At 71.1% G+C, this 20,463-nt stretch carries 19 protein-coding genes and 1 tRNA gene; 13 read left to right on the top strand and 7 right to left on the bottom strand.

The genetic code is table 11. From position 1 onward, the window contains the following. Nucleotides 1-103: 103 nt before the first annotated feature. The 4 genes from PGN25_10795 (at nt 104) to glnT (ending at nt 4,438) form a co-directional block, all read left to right on the top strand. Nucleotides 104-1,024 carry a glutamine amidotransferase family protein gene (locus tag PGN25_10795; GenBank protein ID MEH3118053.1) on the top strand — a complete coding sequence of 307 codons (921 nt, stop codon included), beginning with the start codon at nt 104-106 and terminating at the stop codon, nt 1,022-1,024. Next, nucleotides 1,024-1,713: a protein glxC gene (locus PGN25_10790; protein MEH3118052.1), complete on the top strand. Its 690-nt coding sequence runs from the start codon at nt 1,024-1,026 to the stop codon at nt 1,711-1,713. The genes PGN25_10795 and PGN25_10790 overlap by 1 nt, the downstream gene beginning before the upstream one ends. Next, nucleotides 1,713-3,047, top strand: coding sequence for an FMN-binding glutamate synthase family protein (locus PGN25_10785; GenBank protein ID MEH3118051.1), 1,335 nt, complete (start codon nt 1,713-1,715; stop codon nt 3,045-3,047). The genes PGN25_10790 and PGN25_10785 overlap by 1 nt, the downstream gene beginning before the upstream one ends. A gap of 92 nt (nt 3,048-3,139) precedes the next feature. Beyond that, nucleotides 3,140-4,438: a type III glutamate--ammonia ligase gene (glnT, locus tag PGN25_10780; GenBank protein MEH3118050.1), complete on the top strand. Its 1,299-nt coding sequence runs from the start codon at nt 3,140-3,142 to the stop codon at nt 4,436-4,438. Nucleotides 4,439-4,519: 81 nt separating this feature from the next. Here the strand turns inward: glnT and PGN25_10775 are convergent, their stop codons facing one another. After that, nucleotides 4,520-5,047 carry a hypothetical protein gene (locus PGN25_10775; protein MEH3118049.1) on the bottom strand — a complete coding sequence of 176 codons (528 nt, stop codon included), beginning with the start codon at nt 5,045-5,047 and terminating at the stop codon, nt 4,520-4,522. Between the two features lie 118 nt (nt 5,048-5,165). On the opposite strand from PGN25_10775, the gene PGN25_10770 reads away from it, so the two are divergent. From PGN25_10770 to PGN25_10740, 7 genes are all read left to right on the top strand, one after another. Further along, nucleotides 5,166-5,240, top strand: a tRNA-Gly gene (locus PGN25_10770). 546 nt (nt 5,241-5,786) lie between these two features. Next, nucleotides 5,787-6,143 (top strand): 6-carboxytetrahydropterin synthase QueD, encoded by a 357-nt coding sequence (gene queD / locus PGN25_10765; protein ID MEH3118048.1) that lies wholly within the window; start codon nt 5,787-5,789, stop codon nt 6,141-6,143. A gap of 5 nt (nt 6,144-6,148) precedes the next feature. Continuing rightward, nucleotides 6,149-6,955 carry a 7-cyano-7-deazaguanine synthase QueC gene (gene queC, locus PGN25_10760; protein ID MEH3118047.1) on the top strand — a complete coding sequence of 269 codons (807 nt, stop codon included), beginning with the start codon at nt 6,149-6,151 and terminating at the stop codon, nt 6,953-6,955. After that, nucleotides 6,925-7,662, top strand: coding sequence for a PIG-L family deacetylase (locus PGN25_10755; protein ID MEH3118046.1), 738 nt, complete (start codon nt 6,925-6,927; stop codon nt 7,660-7,662). The genes queC and PGN25_10755 overlap by 31 nt, the downstream gene beginning before the upstream one ends. Nucleotides 7,663-7,738: 76 nt before the next feature. Beyond that, nucleotides 7,739-8,602: a glycosyltransferase gene (locus PGN25_10750; GenBank protein MEH3118045.1), complete on the top strand. Its 864-nt coding sequence runs from the start codon at nt 7,739-7,741 to the stop codon at nt 8,600-8,602. Between the two features lie 647 nt (nt 8,603-9,249). Further along, complete coding sequence (locus PGN25_10745) at nt 9,250-9,870, top strand: hypothetical protein (protein MEH3118044.1); 621 nt, start codon at nt 9,250-9,252, stop codon at nt 9,868-9,870. 13 nt (nt 9,871-9,883) lie between these two features. Further along, a complete protein-coding gene (locus tag PGN25_10740; protein ID MEH3118043.1) occupies nt 9,884-10,882 on the top strand; it encodes a lipase in 999 nt (332 codons plus the stop codon). A 399-nt stretch (nt 10,883-11,281) separates the two neighbouring features. Here the strand turns inward: PGN25_10740 and PGN25_10735 are convergent, their stop codons facing one another. The 4 genes from PGN25_10735 to PGN25_10720 all read right to left on the bottom strand — a co-directional run bounded on the left by PGN25_10735 (nt 11,282) and on the right by PGN25_10720 (nt 15,717). Beyond that, nucleotides 11,282-12,340 (bottom strand): glycosyltransferase, encoded by a 1,059-nt coding sequence (locus tag PGN25_10735; protein ID MEH3118042.1) that lies wholly within the window; start codon nt 12,338-12,340, stop codon nt 11,282-11,284. A gap of 54 nt (nt 12,341-12,394) precedes the next feature. Continuing rightward, nucleotides 12,395-13,492: a glycosyltransferase gene (locus PGN25_10730; GenBank protein MEH3118041.1), complete on the bottom strand. Its 1,098-nt coding sequence runs from the start codon at nt 13,490-13,492 to the stop codon at nt 12,395-12,397. 3 nt (nt 13,493-13,495) lie between these two features. Beyond that, nucleotides 13,496-14,584, bottom strand: a complete 1,089-nt coding sequence (locus PGN25_10725) for a glycosyltransferase family 4 protein (protein MEH3118040.1) — start codon at nt 14,582-14,584, stop codon at nt 13,496-13,498. Nucleotides 14,585-15,033: 449 nt separating this feature from the next. Beyond that, a complete protein-coding gene (locus tag PGN25_10720) occupies nt 15,034-15,717 on the bottom strand; it encodes a GntR family transcriptional regulator (protein MEH3118039.1) in 684 nt (227 codons plus the stop codon). 394 nt (nt 15,718-16,111) lie between these two features. On the opposite strand from PGN25_10720, the gene frc reads away from it, so the two are divergent. Next, nucleotides 16,112-17,401 carry a formyl-CoA transferase gene (gene frc, locus PGN25_10715; GenBank protein ID MEH3118038.1) on the top strand — a complete coding sequence of 430 codons (1,290 nt, stop codon included), beginning with the start codon at nt 16,112-16,114 and terminating at the stop codon, nt 17,399-17,401. A 417-nt stretch (nt 17,402-17,818) separates the two neighbouring features. After that, nucleotides 17,819-18,037, top strand: coding sequence for a hypothetical protein (locus PGN25_10710; GenBank protein MEH3118037.1), 219 nt, complete (start codon nt 17,819-17,821; stop codon nt 18,035-18,037). Here PGN25_10710 and PGN25_10705 read toward each other — a convergent pair. Further along, on the bottom strand, nt 18,019-18,183 hold the full coding sequence (locus PGN25_10705) for a hypothetical protein (GenBank protein ID MEH3118036.1): 165 nt from the start codon (nt 18,181-18,183) through the stop codon (nt 18,019-18,021). The two genes, PGN25_10710 and PGN25_10705, sit on opposite strands and share 19 nt — an antisense overlap. 453 nt (nt 18,184-18,636) lie before the next feature. Further along, nucleotides 18,637-20,445, bottom strand: a complete 1,809-nt coding sequence (locus PGN25_10700; protein MEH3118035.1) for a hypothetical protein — start codon at nt 20,443-20,445, stop codon at nt 18,637-18,639. Between the last annotated feature and the right edge of the window lie 18 nt (nt 20,446-20,463).

The following is a 20,463-nucleotide window of genomic DNA, read 5'->3' as shown; positions in this document are numbered from 1 at the left end:
ATGCAGGGCGTTTCTCTTTAAGAAATTTTCGTGCTTGAAAGTTGACGCCGACGCCGCACCGTGCGATCCTTTCGACAGTGAACGAACGGACGGGGCGACGCCGATGTGCGGTATTGTCGGACTATTCCTCAAGAATCCGAGGCTTGAACCGCAGCTCGGCGCGCTGTTGTCCAAGATGCTGGAGACGATGACCGATCGCGGCCCCGACAGCGCGGGCTTCGCGGTCTACGGTTCGGACGGCGCGACGGACGGCGCGAGCGTGAAGCTGACCCTGCGCGGCCCCGGCCCGGCGGCCCTGCGCGCGGCGGTCGCGAAGCTGGAGGAGGCGCTCGCCCTCTCTGCCGAGGTCACGGAGCGCGACACCCACACCGTCCTCTCGGTGCCGGCGACCTGCGAGGCGGAGATCCGCGCCTGGCTGAAGGCCAACGCTCCCGGCATCGACGTGGTGAGCGCGGGCAAGCGCATGGAGATCTACAAGGAGGTCGGGCTGCCGGCCTCCGTCGCCGAGCGCTTTGCCCTGGAGGGCATGTCCGGCACCCACGGCATCGGCCATACCCGCATGGCCACCGAGAGCGCGGTGACGACCAACGGCGCCCACCCGTTCTCGACCGGAACCGACGAGTGCCTCGTCCATAACGGCTCGCTGTCGAACCACAACGACCTGCGCCGCCGCCTCCGGCACGAGGGCCTGAGCTTCGCCACCCAGAACGACACCGAGGTCGCCGCCGGCTACCTGAGCTGGCGCATGCGCGGGGGCGCCTCGCTGAAGCAGGCCCTCGAATCGAGCCTGACCGATCTCGACGGCTTCTTCACCTTCGTGGTCGGCACCGAGAACGGCTTCGCCGTGGTGCGCGACCCGATCGCCTGCAAGCCCGCCGTGATGGCCGAGACCGACGACTACGTCGCCTTCGGCTCCGAGTACCGGGCACTGGTCGGCCTGCCGGGCATCGACAAGGCCCGCGTCTTCGAGCCCGAGCCGGCCAAGGTCTACGCGTGGGAACGCGAATCCGGGGAGCGCCACTGATGCCGAGCTTCGACCTGCGGACCGCGCCGCCGCGCGAGCTGAACCGGGCCCTGCACGCCCTGCGGCCCGACACCAACGAGACCCGCTGGACGGTCACGCATCCCGACGGCCGTCACGCCATCGCCGCCGGGCTCGACGCGCCGGTCAGCGTCGAGATCGAGGGCAACGTCGGCTACTACTGTGCCGGCATGAACAAGCTCGCCACCGTTCTCGTCAACGGCAACGCGGGCGTGGGCGTGGCCGAGAACATGATCTCCGGCCTCGTCCACGTGCGGGGGGACGCCAGCCAGTCGGCCGGCGCCACGGCCCATGGCGGCCTCCTCGTCATCGACGGCAATGCGGGGGCCCGCTGCGGCATCTCGATGAAGGGCGTCGACATCGTGGTGAAGGGCTCGATCGGCCACATGTCGGCCTTCATGGCCCAGGCCGGCACGCTCACCGTGCTCGGCGACGCGGGCGAGGCGCTGGGCGATTCGCTCTACGAGGCGAAGCTCTACGTGCGCGGCTCGGTCAAGAGCCTCGGTGCCGACTGCGTCGAGAAGGAGATGCGCGACGAGCACCTGCGGGAACTCGCCGACAAGCTCGCCGCCGCCGGTCTCGCCGGCGAGGTGAGCCCGAGCGAGTTCCGCCGCTACGGCTCGGCCCGCACCCTCTACCACTTCCACGTCGACAACGCCGGAGCCTACTGATGACCGATCATCGCCAGCCTCCGCGCACCAAGCCGCGCCTGTCGGCGACCTTCACCCCCGACGTGATGTCCGAGATCCGCCGCGCGGCGGCGACCGGCATCTACGACATCCGCGGGGCCGGCGCGAAGCGCGCGCTGCCCCATTTCGACGACCTGCTGTTCCTCGGCGCCTCGATCAGCCGCTACCCGCTGGAAGGCTACCGCGAGCGCTGCGGCACCGAGGTGGTGCTGGGCTCCCGCTTCGCCTCGAAGCCGATCCACCTGAAGACGCCGGTCACCATCGCCGGCATGAGCTTCGGCTCGCTCTCGGCCAACGCCAAGGAGGCGCTCGGGCGCGGCGCGACCCTCGCCGGCACCTCCACCACGACGGGCGACGGCGGCATGACGCCGGAGGAGCGCGGCCACTCGAAGACGCTGGTCTACCAGTACCTGCCCTCGCGCTACGGCATGAACCCGGACGATCTGCGCAAGGCCGACGCCATCGAGGTGGTGATCGGCCAGGGCGCCAAGCCCGGCGGCGGCGGCATGCTGCTCGGCCAGAAGATCACCGAGCGCGTCGCCGGCATGCGCTGCCTGCCGCCCGGCGTCGACCAGCGCTCCGCCTGCCGCCACCCGGACTGGACCGGACCGGACGACCTCGCGATCAAGATCGAGGAGCTGCGCGAGATCACCGACTGGGAGAAACCGATCTACGTCAAGGTCGGCGCATCGCGTCCCTACTACGACACCGCGCTGGCGGCGAAGTCCGGCGCCGACGTGGTGGTGCTCGACGGCATGCAGGGCGGCACCGCCGCGACGCAGGACGTGTTCATCGAGCATGTCGGCATCCCGACGCTCGCCGCGATCCGCCCCGCGGTTCAGGCGCTCCAGGACCTCGGCCTGCATCGCAAGGTGCAGCTCGTCGTCTCCGGCGGCATCCGCTCCGGCGCGGACGTGGCCAAGGTGCTGGCGCTCGGCGCCGACGCGGTCGCCATCGGCACCGCCGCGCTGATCGCGCTCGGCGACAACGACCCCCGCTGGCAGGCCGAGTACGAGGCGCTCGGCACCACGGCCGGCGCCTACGACGACTGGCACGAGGGGCGCGACCCCGCCGGCATCACGACGCAGGATCCCGAACTCGCCAAGCGCCTCGATCCGGAACTCGCCGGGCGGCGGCTCGCCAACTACCTCGCGGTGATGACGCTGGAGGCCCAGACCATCGCCCGCGCCTGCGGCAAGAGCCACCTGCACAACCTCGAACCCGAGGATCTGGTGGCGCTCACCATCGAGGCCGCGGCGATGGCGCAGGTGCCGCTGGCCGGCACCGGCTGGATCCCCGGCAAGACCGGCCTGTGACGTGCGAGGGCCGCCCCCGAAAGCTTCAGGGGGCGGCCCTTTTTCTTGGGTGAGACCGACGTGGGTCCGATGACACCGGGAGGATTCTTGCAATGACGCACGATCTCGAAATCGCCGCCCGGGAGCGCGGCATCAAGTACTTCCTCGTCTCCTATACCGACCTGTTCGGCACCCAGCGCGCCAAGCTGGTGCCGGCGGCCGCCATCGGCAGCACCTGCCGCAACGGCGCGGGGTTCGCCGGCTTCGCCACCTGGCTCGACATGAGCCCGGCCGATGCCGACCTTCTCGCCATGCCCGACCCGGAGGGGCTGATCCAGCTCCCCTGGAAGCCGGAAGTCGGCTGGCTGCCCGCCGACCTCGTGATGGACGGCAAGGCGGTGGAGCAGGGCCCGCGCAACATCCTCAAGCGCCTGATCAAGGAAGCGGCCCGCGAGGGGCTGCAGATGAAGAGCGGCGTCGAGTGCGAGTTCTTCCTGATCACGCCCTGCGGCTCGGAGCCCGCCGACACCGCCGACCGGCAGACCAAGCCCTGCTACGACCAGTCCGCCCTGATGCGCCGCTACGAGGTGATCACCGAGATCTGCGACGCGATGCTGAGCCTCGGCTGGAAGCCCTATCAGAACGACCACGAGGACGCGAACGGCCAGTTCGAGATGAACTGGGACTACGACGACGCCCTGATCACCGCCGACCGGCACGCCTTCTTCAAGTACATGACCCGCTCGATCGCCGAGAAGCACGGCTTCCGCGCGACCTTCATGCCCAAGCCCTTCATGGACCTGACGGGCTCCGGCTGCCACGCCCACGTCTCGCTCTGGCGTGACGGGCAGAACGTGTTCGCCGACCGCTCGGACGAGATCGGCCTATCGCAGGTGGGCTATCACTTCATCGGCGGCCTGATCCACTCGGCCGACGCGCTCGCCGCGCTGACGAACCCGTGCGTGAACTCCTACAAGCGCATCAACGCGCCGCGCACGACCTCCGGCGCGACCTGGGCGCCGAACACCGTGACCTACACGGGCAACAACCGCACCCACATGATCCGCGTCCCCGACGGCGGGCGCTTCGAGTTCCGCCTCGCCGACGGCGCGGCCAACCCCTACCTGCTCCAGGCGGGCATCCTCGCCGCCGGCCTCGACGGCATCCGGCAGCAGCGCGATCCGGGCCGGCGCCTCGACATCAACATGTACACGGACGGGCATACGGTGGAGGGCGTCAAGCGCCTGCCGCTCAACCTGCTCGACGCGCTGCGCGCCCTGGAATCGAGTTCCGTCCTCAACGAGGCGCTCGGCGCGTTCGTGCCGAGCTACCTCAAGCTCAAGCGGCAGGAATGGGACGATTACTGCCGCCACCTGACCCAGTGGGAGCGCGACACCACCCTCGATTGCTGATCCCGTCCCACCGGATCCGGTCCCCGCGGCGCGGCAACCCCGGCCGCCGGACGGAGCGGTTGCCGGCCTCTCGCACCGGGTCTATCGCTCCGGCGAAGCACGGGAGACGAAGAGGCCGGTCCATCGATGCCGATGCCGGGGCGCGTCTTCCTCGCGGCCTTCGCCCTGATCCTGGCGATCCCCGCCGGAACGCTGACGCTCGGCGCCGGCATCCTCCTCGACCCGGCCTTCCGCGAGGCGTTCGGCCGGCTCGGGCTCCTCAGCCTCGTCGCCGGCCTGTCGGACCTCGCGGTGATGGCCGTGATCGGTCTCGCCCAGGCCCTCGGCCTCCTGCTGATCCTGCCGCCCGCGCTCGTCGCCCTCATCGGCGAGACGCTCGGGCTGCGTTCGCCGTTCTGGTACGGCGGTGCGGCGGGCGGCCTCACGGCGCTGCTGCCCTGGCTGGCCCGCGCCGGCGCAGGCGCTGCCGCCGGCACGGCCGCGGCGCGTGCGGAGGTACGCCTCGCTGCGATCCTGCTGGCGACCGGCGCCGTTCTCCGGCCTGATCTGCTGGCTGGTCGCGGGCTGCAGCGCCGGGGCACGGCCGCCCCGATGAGGCGGCGAGCGCATTTTAGGGGTGGACAGGCGCCGGCCATCGCTTATGAAAATGAGGTGCTTCCGAAGCCGCCGGCTCCCGGGATCACCTTCCGGCTTTCGAAGTGCGACTGCACGTCGAGAGCAGTCGGATGCGGGCGTAGTTCAGTGGTAGAACGTCAGCTTCCCAAGCTGAATGTCGTCGGTTCGATCCCGATCGCCCGCTCCATAAATTTAATCGCAGTTGGAACGATTTAAGCCCACCCTCTTACCTGCGCTGAAGCCTTGTGCATCGAACCGTGTGTCGCATGGCCGAGCCAGCGTTCGAGGCCGCTAGTGTCACCGATCACGGCCGAGAGCGCGATGATCTGAGGCTCGACGTCGATCCGCCGCCTGCATGCGGATCAGGGTAAGGATGAACTCCAAGTTCGCGCCGCGGCCCTCGTCGCCGATCATTTGGGCTTCGCCGACCACGATGACACCAGTCCGGCGCAGCACGTGGGGGAGGTAAGCGCGGCCGCCGCGAACTTCTCGTAGGTGAGCAGCGCGATGTCGTACTGGCCGCGAAGGAGCGGCGTGATGTCGTCCGTTTCACCGGTCGCCTCGATTGTTGTTTGATCCCGCGCCGGTAGATCACGGCGAGCGGGCTCGCGGCCGCGAAGACCGGATAGAGGGTGCATTTCGGCAGAGGCGGTGACATATCCCGGAGACGGTCGCACCCGCCGGCCGCCGTCAACCCGGTGCCCGCCTCGTCGGCGGGACGGTCGAGAGTTCCATGAAGATCACCCAGGCGTTCACCTTCGAGGCGGCCCACCGCCTGCCGAACGTGCCCGAAACCCACCGCTGCCACCGCATGCACGGGCATTCCTACCGCGTGGAACTGACGGTTTCGGGGGCGGTCGATGCCGGGACCGGCTGGGTGGTCGATTTCTACGACATCGAGAGCGCCTTCGCGCCGCTCCTGGAGCGGCTCGACCACCACTGCCTCAACGAGATCGAGGGGCTCGAAAACCCCACCGCCGAGCACATCGCGGCCTGGATCTGGCATCGCGCCAAGCCGGCGATCCCCGGCCTGTCGAGCGTGCGGATCTTCGAGACGCCGTTGTCCTGGGCCGAGTACGAGGGCGATTGAAGGCGATGGCGCAGGCGAGCGCAGGCACGAGCCCGGCGGCGGGCGGGGACGACGGCGCCCTGGTGCTGTTCTCCGGCGGCCAGGATTCGGCCACCTGCCTCGCCTGGGCGCTCGACCGCTTCCCGCATGTCGAGACGCTGGGCTTCGATTACGGCCAGCGCCACCGGGTCGAGCTCGACCGGCGCGAGGCCCTGCGGCGGGGCATGGCCGCCCTCGATCCGGCCTGGGGACGCCGGCTCGGGCAGGACCACACGCTCCCGCTCGCGGCTCTGGGCGAGATCTCCGACACGGCGCTGACCCGCGACGGCGCGATCGCGTTCGCCCGGGACGGCCTGCCCAACACCTTCGTGCCCGGGCGCAACCTCGCGTTCCTCACCTTCGCCGCCGCGCTCGCCTACCGCCGGTCCTTGCGCCACATCGTCGGCGGCATGTGCGAGACCGATTATTCGGGCTATCCCGATTGCCGCGACGACACGATCAAGGCGCTGCAGGTCGCACTCAATCTCGGCATGGAGCGCCGCTTCGTGCTGCACACGCCCCTGATGTGGATCGACAAGGCGCAGACCTGGGCGCTCGCGGAAAGCCTGGGCGGGCGGGCGCTGGTCGACCTGATCGTCGAGGAGAGCCATACCTGCTATCTCGGCGAGCGGGGCACGCGCCACGCATGGGGCTACGGCTGCGGCACCTGCCCGGCCTGCGACCTGCGCGCCAGGGGTTTTGCGCGCTACCGCGCCAAGAGAGCCGAACAGGACAAGAGAGCCGAACAGGAACAGGAGGAGCCATGCGCGCCGACGCCTTCCTCGAGGCCGTGAAGGCCTTGCCCGTCGCCGATCTCGCCACCCTGGTGCCGGAGGGGCGTGCCCTCGTCGTGGTCGCGCCGCACCCGGACGACGAGAGCCTCGGCTGCGGCGGGCTGATCGCGCAGGGCCTTGCAGACGGTCGCGCCGTGCGCGTCGTCGTCGTCAGCGACGGCTGCGGCTCGCATCCGAACTCCAGGGCCTATCCGCACGACCGCCTGCGGAGCCTGCGCGAATCCGAGACCGTGAAGGCCATGGCCGAACTCGGGCTCGGGCCCGGGCATGTCCGCTTCCTGCGCCTGCCCGATGGCGGCGTGCCGAGCGCGGGCGCGGGCGCCGAGACGGCGGCGGATGCGATCGCCGACATCGCCCGGGCGGCCGGGGCGGGCGCCCTGTTCGTGACGTGGCGGCACGATCCCCATTGCGACCACACCGCGTCGGCGGCCATCGTCGATCTCGCCCGCGCCCGGCTTCCCGGCATCGCGGCCTACGCCTACCCGGTCTGGGGCTGGACCCTGCCGCCGGAGCGCGAGGTCGGACCGGCGCCGGAGGGGTTTCGCCTCGCCGTCGAGGACCAGCGCGCGGCCAAGCGCCGGGCGGTGGAGGCGCACGCCTCGCAGGTCTCCGGCCTGATCGCGGACGATCCGTCCGGTTTCCGGTTGGAGCCGGCGATGATCGACCGGCTCTGCGGCCCGCACGAGTGGTACATCGCGCTGCGCTGAGGCCGCGCCTTCATCCGGGTTTCAGGTTGAGGCTGGCAGGACGGGCCCGAGAGAAGCCTGTCCCGGACGAAGACCCGTGAGCACCACCAGCGTCGTCACGCTCAACAAGGGGCGCGATGCCCACCTCGCGCGCCTGATCGAGGGGCTCGCCCGCGGGGCTGCCCTGGGCGATGGCCCGGCCGAATGCGTCGTGGTCGAGATGGGCTCGGACCCGGCACCGCTGCCGGAGACGCCGTTCCCGTTGCGCCGCGTCGGTTTCCCGAGCCCGGGCCTGCCGCTCGCCGCCGCGCGCAATGCCGGCCGGGCGGCGGCGCGGGGCGACGTCCTCGTCTTCCTCGACGTCGATTGCATCCCCTCCGCCGGCCTCGTCCCGGCCCTCGCCGCGGCGGCGGCGGCGCACGACGCCCTGGTCTGCGGGCCGATCCGCTACCTGCCGGCCGGCGCCGTGCGCGACGGCTGGACCGAGGCCGGGCTGTCACGCACCGGTTTCCTGCATCCGGCCCGGGATTTTCCGGAGAGCGGCGTGGCGGAGACGAAGAATGCCGGCCTGTTCTGGTCGCTCGCCTTCGCGGTGCGCGCGGCGACCTACGACCGGCTCGGCGGCTTCGACGAGACTTACGACGGCTACGGCGCCGAGGACACGGATCTGGCCTTCCGCGCCGCCGAGATCGGCGTGCCGGTGCTGCTGGCGGGTGCGCCGCCCGCCTTCCACCAGCACCACCTCTCCTGCGATCCCCCGCTCCAGCACTTCGCCGACATCGTCCGCAACGCCCGCCGCTTCCGCGCCCGGCACGGGCTCTGGCCGATGGACGGCTGGCTCGACGCCTTCGCCCGACTCGGCCTGATCGGCGTGGAGCGCGAGCCCGACATCACTCTCCTGCGCGGGCCGAGCCCGGAGGAGGTCGCCGCCGCGCGCGTGCCGCCGGAGCGGCCGTTCTGAGGGCCTGTTCGACTGCGGTGATCCCCTCTCGCCCCTCATCCTGAGGTGCCGCGTGAGCGGCCTCGAAGGGTGCTCCAGGTTCCGCGCGATTTCTGGAGCCCCCTTCGAGGCCTCCGCTGCGCTCCGGCACCTCAGGATGAGGGTTCAGGATGGGAGCAGGGCTTATCCTCTCGCCTTGCCGTGGCCTGACGAAGACACGTCGGCCGGTCAAACAGGCTCTGAGGGCCACCCGCAAGGGGGTGAACCCGAGGTCGAGCCCTGGGCGATCCACGCTGCGGCGCCATGGCCGAAGGGGCAGGAGGGGGCAGGGCAAGAGGGGGCGGCGTCGGTCGATCGTGCGGCCGCGATTCGGTCACGGGACGCCGACGCCGCATGGCCGCAGGTCAACGGGTAAAAATGGAAACCTCAAATTTATATTTCCGCGAATTTCGAATAAATATTACACCTTGAGTTGCGCATAGATCGGACGAAGTATAATGCTCGTGAAGAGCAGCGATTCGCCGCCCCGGGCCGATCTTTCCGGATTGCGGTGTGCTCGGGACAATCACGGCTTCGCTGGTCTTGCAGTCTTTCCGGGCGCATCCGGACGGACCTGTCGTCGAGCCATTCATCGGCATGCGTCGAAGTCTTCATCAGGAGCTGTTGCCATGTTGATCATCGCCCCGTCCGACTCTCACGCACCTTCCCCCGACGAAATCCTGCCCGACGGTGACCTTGCCGCCCTGAATGCTGCGGCTGCGGGGACCAATCTGGCGCCGTTCGAGATATTGGGGGAGTCGGTCGTTCCCGGCCTCACGCAGGTGCCGCTGATCCTGCAGGGAACCTTCATCCAGATCACCAACACCGGCGGGAGCGCCTCGTTCGGGTTGCAGTACAAGCCGACCGTTCCCTTCGTCGCGTCGCCGCCCGGCGGCAAGATCAAGCTGACCGCCAACTATATCAGTAATAATTTGAATATTTCCGACATCACGCAGACCTTCGTCAACAACCCCGCTGCGCCGGGGATCGGATTCTTCATGCCGGCAGGAGGGACGATCATCGTCGGCGTGCAATATGTCGCCACGGGGCTCAGTCTGGTGGCGGCTCCGCTCGCCGCGACCGAGGCGGCGGGCAACCGCGGTTCCGTTCAGCTCAACGTTTCGAGCGGCGGTTCCTTCCTGGTCACCGCCACGGTGCGGCAGGTCTTCGTCAATCAGCAGACGTTGGCGACGGTCGCCGCCGCGGCCTACTCGGTGCCCATCGCCGGCGGCCCGGTCGTGACCGGCTGATGGGGCCTGCGCCATGCCCCTCTCCCGCGCCGAACTGATGACCCTGGCCGGGATCGCCTACGGGCACCCGGCCGACATCCCGCGCTACCTCGACGAGGATCCTCTGACGCGGGGGCTCTGGGACGTCGCCTGGATCGCCGCGGCCGAGGATGTCCCGGTCAACTTCGCGTTCGCGGCGCGCGACCGCCGGAGCGGCGGCTACGCCGTCGCGATCCGGGGCACCTATCCGAACCCGTTCTCGCCGGCCTACTGGGAGGACGGCAGCCAGGATTCGCCCTTCGGCCCGATGGCGGCCTGGCCGTCGGGGACCCCGTGCGATCCCGGCGGGACAGGTCCCCAGGTCTCGGGGGGCACCTGGGCCGGGTTCTCCAGTCTGATCGCGCTGCGGGACGAGACCGGCACCCCCCTGGTGCAGGCGATCGACGGCTGGGCTCCGGACGCGCCGCTGGCCATCACCGGCCACAGCCTCGGCGGCACCCTCGCGCCCGTCCTGGCCCTGTGGCTGGCCGGCCGCGGCCCGGCCCGAACGCCCGAGGTCGCCACCTTCGCCGGCATGACGCCCGGCAACGGCGCCTTCGCGGCCCTGTTCGGGCCCGGCACATCCCTCGATGGGCGGGTGACGCGCTGCTACAACACCCTGGACAGCGTGCCCTACGGCTGGGACGACGTTCTGGCGACTCGCGATTTCTTCCAGCCGGCCCCGCAGGGGGGCGTGCTGCTCGACCTCGCCCTGCACGCGACCGCGTGGCGGCTGCGGGGTTACGATTACACGGCGATCGGGACGCCGGTCCCGCTCGCAGGGCAGGTCCGGCCGCCGACGATCGCCTGCACGCCGATCGCGTTCCTGATCGAGACGCTGCACCAGCACATGCCGGACACCTATCTCGCCCTGCTCGGCGCGCCGCCGCTGCCGTTCACCCTGGGGCTCGGTGCCGTGGTGGCGCCGGGCGGGGAGGGGGCGGTGGCCACGGCGCTGAAGGCGCATCGCGTGCCGCCGGTCTACCTCCGTTAGAGCGCTCTCCGCTGAAGTGGACACCGGTTCGGCGTGAGAGCCTGTTTGACCGGCCGCCGTGTCTTCGTCAGGCCACGGCAAGGCGAGAGGAAGATCCTACTCCCATCCTGAACCCTCATCCTGAGGTGCCGGAGCGCAGCGGAGGCCTCGAAGGGTGTTCCAGGAATCGCGCGCGGGATCTGGAGCACCCTTCGAGGCCGCTCACGCGGCACCTCAGGATGAGGGGCGAGAGGGGATCACTGCAGTCAAACAGGCTCTGAGAGCGCGCGTTGCATGCAAGAGCTTGGAGCCGCTCCCGATTGCAACGTGATCGGGAGCGGCTCCAATGCATCGTCCCGAAAGGCGATCGATCGCCTTCGGGACGGACGGTGCTCCGGCGTTGCGCGGTAGACCGGCCCGTCAGCCCCCCTGTCGGCACATCGCCTCGATGGCCGCGGCCGTGCGGGCGAGCGCGCCGGGGTCGGCGAGGCTCCGGACGATGCCCGGATCGAGGGCGAGGCCGCGCGCAACGAGGCCGGGCCACGCGGACGCATCCGGCCAGCCGCGGTGGACGACGGCCGCCCCGAGCCGCTCCAGGGCGGCGGCCTTGGCCTCCTGCTCGTCGTAGGCGCGGGGCTCGGGCAGGCAGAGGAAGCGCTTTCCGAGGCTCGCCACGGCGGTGACGAGACCGTCGCCCGCCCCGCCGACCACGAGGGAAGCCGGCGCGAGGTGCAGGCGCACATCCGTGATCCAGCCGTGCAGGTGCAGGTTTCCCGGGATGTCGCCCGCCCCCGCCCCCGCCCCCGTCACCGGGCCGAGCACGTGCCACTCGCTCTCCGGCACGGCCTGCGCCGCCCGCGCCAGGGCGCGGCGGTCGCCGCCCTCGCCGCCGCGGCCGAACACCACGACGATGCGCCCGTCCTCGTCGGAGGCCGCCGCCGAGGCCGCCCCGAGGAAGCCGCCGTAGAGGGTCTTTTCGCGGACCCAGCCCGGTCCGTCGCCGCCGTCGAGCGCTTCCGGAAAGGGCGCGAGCAGCCGCGAGGCGGCGCGGAACGCCTCCAGATGCGGCCGGTCGGTGCGGGTGCCGGACAGGCGCACGACGAGGCTCGGCACCGACAGCAGGCGGGCCAGCAGCGCCACCTCGGCGGAGACGTCGACGATCATCAGCGCCGGATCGGCCTGCGCCGCCCAGGCGGCGATCCGGCCCATGCGCGTGCGGATGCCGGGATGGTTCAGGGGCACGTAGTGGAAGCAGTCCGGGCGCCCGCCCGCGCCGTCCTGCCCGTCGAAGGTCCGGTCCAGCCGATCGTCGGGCAGGTCGAGGACGGGACCGGGCGCGCCCGAGACGTCGAGGCCGGCGAAGCTGCCCATCAGCGTGCAGGGGCGGCCGAGCGCGCCCAGCGCCCGCGCCATCGCCATGGCCCGCTGGAGATGCCCGGCGCCCTGATGGTGGACGTAGTAGCCGACCGGACGCGTCATGCGAGATCCGTCTGAGGGCGGGGCGATGCGGAAGCCGCGCCGCAGGGGCTCACGTCACGCCGCCCGATCGCGCCCGAGGGCGGCGAGGCCTTCGAGGGCCGCCACCGCCTCGTCGAGTCCGCATTCCGGCGCCGGTCCGTCCCGCGCGTCGAGGCGGGCCTGGGCGCGCTCGACGAAGGCGATGTCGTTGGCGCAGGCCGCGGCGTCGATGGCGGCGAGGTCGGCCGCGTCGAGCCCGAGGGCGGACAGGGCGGCGGGCGCGGCGCCCGCGCGGAACGCGCGGCGCAGGGCGGCCCGGCGCAGGATGATCCGCTGCCAGTGCGCGGCCGTCGGCAGGCGGTAGGCCTCGCCCTCGCGCACCACGCGGGCGCGGCGCAGCATCTCGGTGGCCATGCCGCCCTCGGCCCGGCCGGCGGTGCGGGCGGAGACGCGCACCGCCACGTCGGGGCAGTGGCGCAGGCGCCCGCCGGCCCGCTGCACGGCGGCGACCAGCGCGTTGTCCTCGCCGCGGGGGATCGCCGGCAGGCCGCCGACCGCGCGGTAGAGCGAGGCCCTGAGCGCGAGGCTTGCTCCCGTATGGTCGCCGTGGCGCGGCGCCGGGTCGTGGGGCGGCGGATCGAGCCAATCCTCGAGGGACCGCACGCCCGACCAGTAGCGCTCGACCCGGGCGTGGAAGGCGGCGAGCGCGGGATCGGCCTCGCCCCCGTCTTCGCCCTCGTCGTCGATGACGAGCCGGCCGCCGACGATCTCGGCGTCTCGAAGCGCGCGCAGGTTCGCCGCGACCCAACCGGGCGCGAGCCGCGCGTCGGCATCGGTGGTGAGGAGGGCGCCGTCGGGCGCGCCCTCCGCCTCCAGCCACGCGGCGCCCGCATCGAGGGCGCGGCGGCGGGCGGTGCCGACATGCGCCTCCGCGCCGACCAGGGTCGCCTCGATCAGGCGCAGGGCGAGGCCGTCGAGGGCGCCCGCCGCTTCGAGGGCGCGCACGGCCTCGACCGTGCCGTCGCCGCAGTTGTTGGCGAGGACGACGACCTTCAGCGGCGCGGTTGCCGAGAAGTCCTCCTGCGCCGCCAGCGCCCGGAGCAGGCGCGGCAGGCGCTCGGCCTCGTTGCGGGCGGGAACGCAGACGATTGCGGGGCCGGGGCTCGCGCGCATCGGTCAGGCCGCCGGGCGTTCGAGGATGGGGGCGCGGCCGGCGGGGACGCCGGTCAGGATCTCGCGGTAGAGCGCCTCGTAGCCGTCGGTCATCACCTGGGCGTCGTAGAGCGTCTCGGCCCGGCGGCGGCAGGCGCGGCGGTCGAGATCGACGGCGCGCTGGATCGCGCGAGCCAGCGCCGACACGTCGTCGGCCGGCGCCAGCGCGCCGGAATGGCGGTCGACGATGTCGGGGATCGCGCCGCGGCCGAAGGCGGCCACCGGGGTGCCGCAGGCCAGGGCCTCGGCGACGACGAGTCCGAACGGCTCCTCCCAGCGCGGCGAGACGATGGCCGCCCGGGCGCCGCCGAGCTGGCGCGCGAGGTCCCGGTGGGAGAGATGACCGACATACGTCACGCCCTCGCCGAGCCGCGGGGCGATCCATTCGGCCCAGTAGCGCGGATTCGGCTGCGGACCGGCGAAGCGCAGGCGCAGGCCCGCGGCCCGGGCGGCGTCGATGGCGAGGTGCGTGCCCTTCTCCGGCACGATCCGCCCGGACCAGAACACGTAGCCCGCCGGGTCCGCCTCGGGGCGGAAGGCGAAGGTCGAGAGATCGATGCCGTTGCCGATGACGCGGGCGTCCGGCACGAGATCGTGCCATTCCTGCGCCAGAGAGGGCGAGACGGCCGCGAAGATCATGCCGGGCTTGGCCGCCCGCACGCCCTCGGCCAGGGAGTCGAAGGGCGGCGTGTGCAGGGCCGTGGTCATCGGCGCGGAGAGCGTGTGGCTCGCCCGGAGCGGCAGGTCGTGCAGGCTGTTGTTGTGCACGATGTCGAAGCCGCCGCGGGCCACCGCCTCCATGATCCGCTCGTAGGCCGCGCGTTCGGTCCGCTCGATCCGCTCCCACAGGTCGGGATCGTCGAGGGCGTCGCCGGTGGGCGGGCAGACGGGGTTCGGCACCAGCACCGGGTCGGACCCTTCCGAGGCGAACAGGGTGACCCGGTGCCCCCGCGCGCGCAAGGCGCCGGCGAGGTGATGCGTGTGCATCTCCAGGCCGCCCAGATAGGGCTGGCCGATCGGGAACTTGAGATGGGCGATGACGGCGATCTTCAAGGGCGTTGTCCGGCGTCGGCGACACGAAGGATCCGCGGGCGGGTCCAATGGTCAGGCTTTCGGCCGGCACCATCGCTTCGTCACTAGGAACGCCCGATGAACGAACCCTTCGGGAGACCGCTGGGGTGAATTAAAAAGTGACGCAGGGCCGTGTGCCGTCGTCGTCGGACGATGACCCGGACAGGCCCGGTTTCCAGCGCCGGAGTCAGGCGGCGTCCGCGATCTGGATGCGCACGGACAGGCCGGAGGCTTGTCGTCCGATCGACGTCCCCGTTCGACACGAACGCCTTATCCGACACCCGCTGCGCACTGGATTGCTTCGCCTGACGGCTCGCAATGACGGTGTGGGGTATCTGCTCCCCGTCATTGCGAGGCTTGAGCCGAAGCAATCCGGCATCGCAACGGATTGCCGGACGCCCGCCCCCGGCCTCCGCCGGCCGAAGGGGCGGCTATTCGAGGTGGTCGCCGTAGCGCTGGACGTGGTCGGCGAGCCCGAGGCCGTGGTCGCGCACGAGGCGTTCGGCGCGCTCGGCGTCGCGGGCCTCCAGCGCCTCGATGATCCGCACGTGCTCCTGAATCGACTTCGAGGCGCGGTCGCCCTGGCGCAGGGCCGTGTTGCGGATGCCGCGCACATGCATCAGCAGGTTGCTGCACAGGTCCTTGATGACCCCGCTGTGGCCCAGCGAGATGATTTTCTGGTGGAAGCGGATGTTGGCTTCCGAGTACTCGTCGAGGTGGTCGGACGGCTTGCCCTCGAAGAATTCCGGGAAGGAGCGGCGCAGGCAGGCCAGATCCTCGTCCGAGGCGTGGGTGCAGGCGAGGCGCGCGGCCATGCTCTCCAGGGCCGTCCAGGCCTGGATCATGCCGACGATCTCGCGCTTCGTCTTCTTGACGACGAACACGCCGCGCCGGGGCTCGTTGCGCACGAAGCCTTCCTGCTCCAGCACGGTCAGCGCCTCGCGGATCGGCGTGCGGCTCACGCCCAGCGTCTGCGACAGGCCACGCTCGTCGAGCCGGACATCCCCGGACTGGCCGTAGATGTCCATGTTGGTGATCGCGGATTTCAGGGCCTCGTAGGCCAGGGTCCGCAGGCTCGTCGCCGGGACGATCGGCTTGATCGAGAAATTTTCCATCGCTTCGGATCGACCTTGATGCCGATGCGGATGCGGGTCCGGAGATGGGGCATCGAGCCGTTCGAGCATGGCGCCTCGCCTTTCGGAAGACAAGGCGGCCGCACCCATGCGCCCCGCTTATGCCTTCTGAATTCCACTCACGAGCCCGTGCGGATCGCACGCACGGAGCCCGAAACCTTGACGTCTGGCATCTGGTATGCCAGAAGGGGGCCGTGAAGTCGATGCCGACGGCGTTCGCCGGGTGCAGGGCAGCCTTCCCTGGACGTTCCTGCTCCGCGCGCTGCCCAAGTCCGCGCGCTACCCAAGACCGGCACGGCTTCCCGACGGTGCCCTCCGATCGACGCCATCGGCCGGTCGCGCCGAAGGAACCACTCTCCCGGGGAGGAGACCCGCGATGGGCAAGGCATCGGGCAAGGCACTCGAGGGCGTCCGCATCCTCGACTTCACGCATGTCCAGTCGGGACCGACCTGCACGCAGCTTCTGGCGTGGTTCGGCGCCGACGTGATCAAGGTCGAGCGGCCGGGGGCGGGCGACGCGACGCGCCAGCAACTCCAGGATCTTCCCGGCGTGGACAGCCTCTACTTCACGATGCTGAACCACAACAAGCGCTCGATCACCCTCGACGCCAAGAACCCCAAGGGCAACGCGATCCTGTGGCGGCTGGTCGGCGAGTGCGACGTGCTGGTGGAAAACTTCGCCCCCGGCGCGCTCGACCGGATGGGGCTGACCTGGGAGCGGCTCCGGGCCGCCAATCCCGGGCTGATCCTGGCCTCGGTGAAGGGATTCGGGCCCGGCCGCTACCAGGATTGCAAGGTCTACGAGAACGTCGCCCAATGCGTCGGCGGGGCGGCCTCCACCACCGGCTGGCGCGACGGCGTGCCGATGGTCTCGGGCGCGCAGATCGGCGATTCCGGCACCGGCCTGCATCTCGCGCTCGGCATCGTCACCGCCCTCTACCAGCGCACCCGGACGGGGCAGGGCCAGCGGGTCGACTGCGCCATGCAGGACGGCGTGCTCAACCTCTGCCGGGTCAAGCTGCGCGACCAGCAGCGCCTCGGCCACGGCCCGCTGATGGAGTACAGCCAGTACGGCGAGGGCGTCCCCTTCGGCGAGGCGGTGCCGCGGGCGGGCAACGATTCCGGCGGCGGCCAGCCGGGGCGCATCCTCAAGTGCAAGGGCTGGGAGCAGGACCCCAACGCCTACATCTACTTCATTACGCAAGGGGCGGTCTGGGGGCCGATCTGCGACATCATCGGCGAGCCGGACTGGAAGACCGATCCGGCCTACGCCACGCCGAAGGCCCGCCTGCCGCATCTCAACGAGATCTTCACGCGCATCGAAGCCTGGACCATGAAGCACGACAAGTTCGAGGCGATGGAGATCCTCAACGCCCACGAGATCCCGTGCGGGCCGATCCTGTCGATGCGTGAGATCGCCGAGGACCCGATGCTGCGGGCGAACGGCACGGTGGTCGAGGTCGAGCACCCGACCCGCGGCGCCTATCTGACGGTCGGCAACCCGATCAAGCTGTCGGCGAGCCCGACCGAGGTGACCCGGGCGCCGCTGCTCGGCGAGCATACCGACGAGATCCTGCGCGAGGTGCTCGGCTGCCCGGAGGCCGAGATCGGCGACATCCTGGGCTCGGGCGCGGTCGGCGGCGTGCACCGGATCGCGGCGGAATAGCCAGGGTTCCGAACGGGGTGAGCGCTCTTGCCGCCGCGCTCCGATCCCTCGCCGCCGTCGTTCCGGGGCCGCGCCGCGGAACCCGGAAACCCACCCGTGACGCGCGATTCCAGCCGAGCGTCGCGGCCCGTCGTGGACGGCACGCCTCCGGCGCGCCCCTTTCGGGTCCGGGTTCGCCTGTCAGCGCCGCGGGCTGACGCTGGTCCGGTATCGTGGCCGCGACGCCGCATTCGGAGCGCACATCTCCGTCGCCCCGAGGTCGCAGCCCTGGTGATCGGTGCCGGCACTATTTTTCCGATGCGCGGACGCATAGGAGCTTGATTTCATGGTGTCTGGTATGCCATATATCCGAAGGCCGATCGGGCTCGGCGACCGGCGACGGTCCGCTCATCGAGCCGGCAACCGGAGGAAGCGGTGATGGCCGACGACGCTCTCGCCTATCTCACGGAGGCTTTCGGTCACTGCTCCGAAGCCGAGATGAAGGCCTTTCTCGACGCGACGCCGCGTGCAGCGGAGACGTGCTTCGCCGTGTCGGGTATTCCCCCGGTCACGCCCGAACTGGCCGTCGCAGACTTCGCGCGTCGCGAAACCCCGTCGGCCCCCCGGGTGAGCCGGCTTCAGGCGGCGCGGGCGTAACGGTCGGCGGCGTCCGGCGCCTCGACGCTGCGGCCGGCCGGAGCATTCTGGGCGGCGTCCGAGGTCAGGCGGTCGGCAAGCTTGACGACGAGCAGGGACTGCACGGCGAACAGGAAGAGGAGAGCGGCGAGCCAAGTGGCGAGCATGAGGATCTCCAAGGGGCTGGGTTATGGTGCGCTGCGAACGAGCGTGAGATAGCCCATGCTTTGTGGGATATGAAGTACAAAATACCAGATGCAGACATGCGCCGTGCGCATGAGGAATAGACCTATGACGGTGAGCCCCCGGGGATTGTCGCGCAAGCCCTGCGGTCGGCGGCGATGTGACAGACGCCTCGCAATGTCGCGATGCAGCATGAAGCGGCATCACGGGGCCCCACAGCCTGCCTGGCGGCGTTGCCGTCGCAGCACCGGACAGCCGTCGTTCCGGGTTCCGCGGCGCGGCCCCGGAACGACGGCGGCGAGGGACAGGGGAAGGTCTGCAAGAGGGTCTGCAAGAGCGTGAACCCGAGGTCGCAGCCCCGGCGCGTGAGGCTGTCGGCGCAGATCTCCTCGATGAGGACCGCCGGTGTCGCCGGAACAGGTCGGTCGAACCGGTTTTCAGGCACGCGCCGGTCCCCAGGCTCCGAGCGTCGCCGTCCCGGCCGGACACGACACGTCGTCGAGCGGCGGCAGGCCGCCGGCCCGCTCCGGGATGCCCGCGGCCGTGAGCGCTCGGGCCGTCTCCGCGTCCGCGCGTGCCGCGGCGAGCCCCGCCGGATCGAGACCGGTCAGGCGGCCCCGCTCGAATCGCGCGAACACCCGCCCGCTGCGGCGATCGGCGAAGCACACCACGGCGAGCCGGCGTAGAGCCTCCCGCAGGAAGGCCGCATCCGCTTCCGGCCCTTCGGCGATGCCGCGATAGATGTCCGCCGCCGCCCGGGCGTGGATGTCGATGCGGCGATAGCGCTCGATCGCCAGCAGGGCGCGGGCATCGAGGATCGTCATCGCGTCGTTCGTGCCGAAGGCGATGGTGAGGGGCCGCGCGCCCTTCGGCACGCCGTTGTCGAGGAATTCGAAGAAGACCGGCCGGTCCCGGCGCAGGGCCCAGGTGAAGAACAGCCGCGGCATGCCGGTATAGGCTTCGACGTTGTGCGCGAGCAGATCCTCGACCGCCTTGTAGCGCCCGAACTCCTCGCCGCGCTTCCAGGCGCGCTCCACGGTCTCCTCGGGCGGCGTCACCATGAACTGCAGATAGACCCGATGGCCGAACCGGGTCAGGAGCTGGCCGGCGCCGTCGCTGCCGGCCTCGGTCGAGAAGCTGTCGAAGCGGAAGCGATCGATCAGCAGGTGCGAGATGCGCCCCGCGGCGGCCTTGCGCGTGATGTAGCGGTCGAGCTTGGCATCGACGATCTCGACCTCGTGGCCGGTGAGCGGGCCGGCATAGCGGCGGGCCTCGCCCAGACTGTCGTAGTCGAGCAGGAACTTGCGCCAGACATCGGGCGTGATCACCGCGAAGTCGGTCCACTCCGTGGAGATTTGGCCGGCGAGGCCGCGCTGATAGGGGCGGATCGTGCTCTTTCCCGAGGCCGAGGCGCCCTTGACGGTCATCACCACCGGCCGCGCCTGGGGCGCCGGCCTGTGGTAGCCCTGCGCCTCGGCCGCCGCCTCGATCCAGGGCGCGATCAGGGCGCCGATGCGGTCGCTGCCGCAGCGGTTGGTCACGAGGATGCCGGCGAGCCGCCGCAGCAGCCGGCGATCGCGGATCAGCATGCCCTGGCGGGCGATGACGTGCCCGAACACCGTGCGCAGGGCCTCGCGTGCCGCGCCCTCCGGGCTGTCGGCTTCGCCGCAGGCCGCGCACCGGGCGTCGAGCCGCGCGAGGATGTCGGCCTGCCCGTCCCCGGGCGGGGGCGGGGCGGGCGCCGCGCGCGCATGGAGGCGGCGGAAAAGGCCGCCCCATCCGGAGGTGGGCGCGTGGGTCGGCGCGGGTGTCTCGTCGAACAGGGCCGACAGCTCGCGCTCCAGCACCGCGTCGGCCTCGGCGCGCAGTGCGTCGAGGGTGGCCGAGACCGTGTCGAGGCGGGGCGTGACGGCCTCGCGCAGCAGCGTGCCGACGATGCGCCGGAAGTTGAGCCCGAGATCGGCGTAGACCTCGCCCACCGGGACCGAGATGTCGGCCATCACCCGGATCAGCACTTCGTGCACCGCGAGACGCTCGGGCCGAAAGGGGGCGAGCTGCGTCGCGGGCAGGCCGCTGAGGTCGGACAGTTCGAGGATGTCCGGGAGCGTCAGCGCGACGTTCTCGGGCCGGAACACCGTGGCCAGCGGGCGCAGGGCGCGCGGCAGGCCCGGTTCGAGCCCCGGGTTCCAGGCGTCGAAGGCCGATCTCGGCCCGGATGCCGCGCCGGGCCCTTCGACGCCGGCCATCGCGCACACCCGGTCCGG

This window comes from Methylorubrum populi (assembly GCA_036946625.1).
GTDB lineage: Bacteria > Pseudomonadota > Alphaproteobacteria > Rhizobiales > Beijerinckiaceae > Methylobacterium > Methylobacterium populi_C.
Note: the sequence above shows the minus strand (reverse complement) of the source record. Positions and strands in the feature narration are given on the sequence as shown.

Excerpts from the sequence above, each read along its gene's own strand:
- PGN25_10705 (MEH3118036.1), bottom strand. The coding sequence starts at position 18,183 with ATGCTCGCCACTTGGCTCGCCGCTCTCCTCTTCCTGTTCGCCGTGCAG.
- PGN25_10735 (MEH3118042.1), bottom strand. The coding sequence starts at position 12,340 with ATGACGCGTCCGGTCGGCTACTACGTCCACCATCAGGGCGCCGGGCAT.
- PGN25_10785 (MEH3118051.1), top strand. The coding sequence starts at position 1,713 with ATGACCGATCATCGCCAGCCTCCGCGCACCAAGCCGCGCCTGTCGGCG.
- PGN25_10740 (MEH3118043.1), top strand. The coding sequence starts at position 9,884 with ATGCCCCTCTCCCGCGCCGAACTGATGACCCTGGCCGGGATCGCCTAC.
- PGN25_10700 (MEH3118035.1), bottom strand. The coding sequence starts at position 20,445 with ATGGCCGGCGTCGAAGGGCCCGGCGCGGCATCCGGGCCGAGATCGGCC.
- PGN25_10755 (MEH3118046.1), top strand. The coding sequence starts at position 6,925 with ATGCGCGCCGACGCCTTCCTCGAGGCCGTGAAGGCCTTGCCCGTCGCC.
- PGN25_10790 (MEH3118052.1), top strand. The coding sequence starts at position 1,024 with ATGCCGAGCTTCGACCTGCGGACCGCGCCGCCGCGCGAGCTGAACCGG.
- PGN25_10710 (MEH3118037.1), top strand. The coding sequence starts at position 17,819 with ATGGCCGACGACGCTCTCGCCTATCTCACGGAGGCTTTCGGTCACTGC.
- PGN25_10730 (MEH3118041.1), bottom strand. The coding sequence starts at position 13,492 with ATGCGCGCGAGCCCCGGCCCCGCAATCGTCTGCGTTCCCGCCCGCAAC.
- queC (MEH3118047.1), top strand. The coding sequence starts at position 6,149 with ATGGCGCAGGCGAGCGCAGGCACGAGCCCGGCGGCGGGCGGGGACGAC.
- PGN25_10745 (MEH3118044.1), top strand. The coding sequence starts at position 9,250 with ATGTTGATCATCGCCCCGTCCGACTCTCACGCACCTTCCCCCGACGAA.
- PGN25_10720 (MEH3118039.1), bottom strand. The coding sequence starts at position 15,717 with ATGGAAAATTTCTCGATCAAGCCGATCGTCCCGGCGACGAGCCTGCGG.
- frc (MEH3118038.1), top strand. The coding sequence starts at position 16,112 with ATGGGCAAGGCATCGGGCAAGGCACTCGAGGGCGTCCGCATCCTCGAC.
- glnT (MEH3118050.1), top strand. The coding sequence starts at position 3,140 with ATGACGCACGATCTCGAAATCGCCGCCCGGGAGCGCGGCATCAAGTAC.
- PGN25_10795 (MEH3118053.1), top strand. The coding sequence starts at position 104 with ATGTGCGGTATTGTCGGACTATTCCTCAAGAATCCGAGGCTTGAACCG.
- queD (MEH3118048.1), top strand. The coding sequence starts at position 5,787 with ATGAAGATCACCCAGGCGTTCACCTTCGAGGCGGCCCACCGCCTGCCG.
- PGN25_10775 (MEH3118049.1), bottom strand. The coding sequence starts at position 5,047 with ATGCGCTCGCCGCCTCATCGGGGCGGCCGTGCCCCGGCGCTGCAGCCC.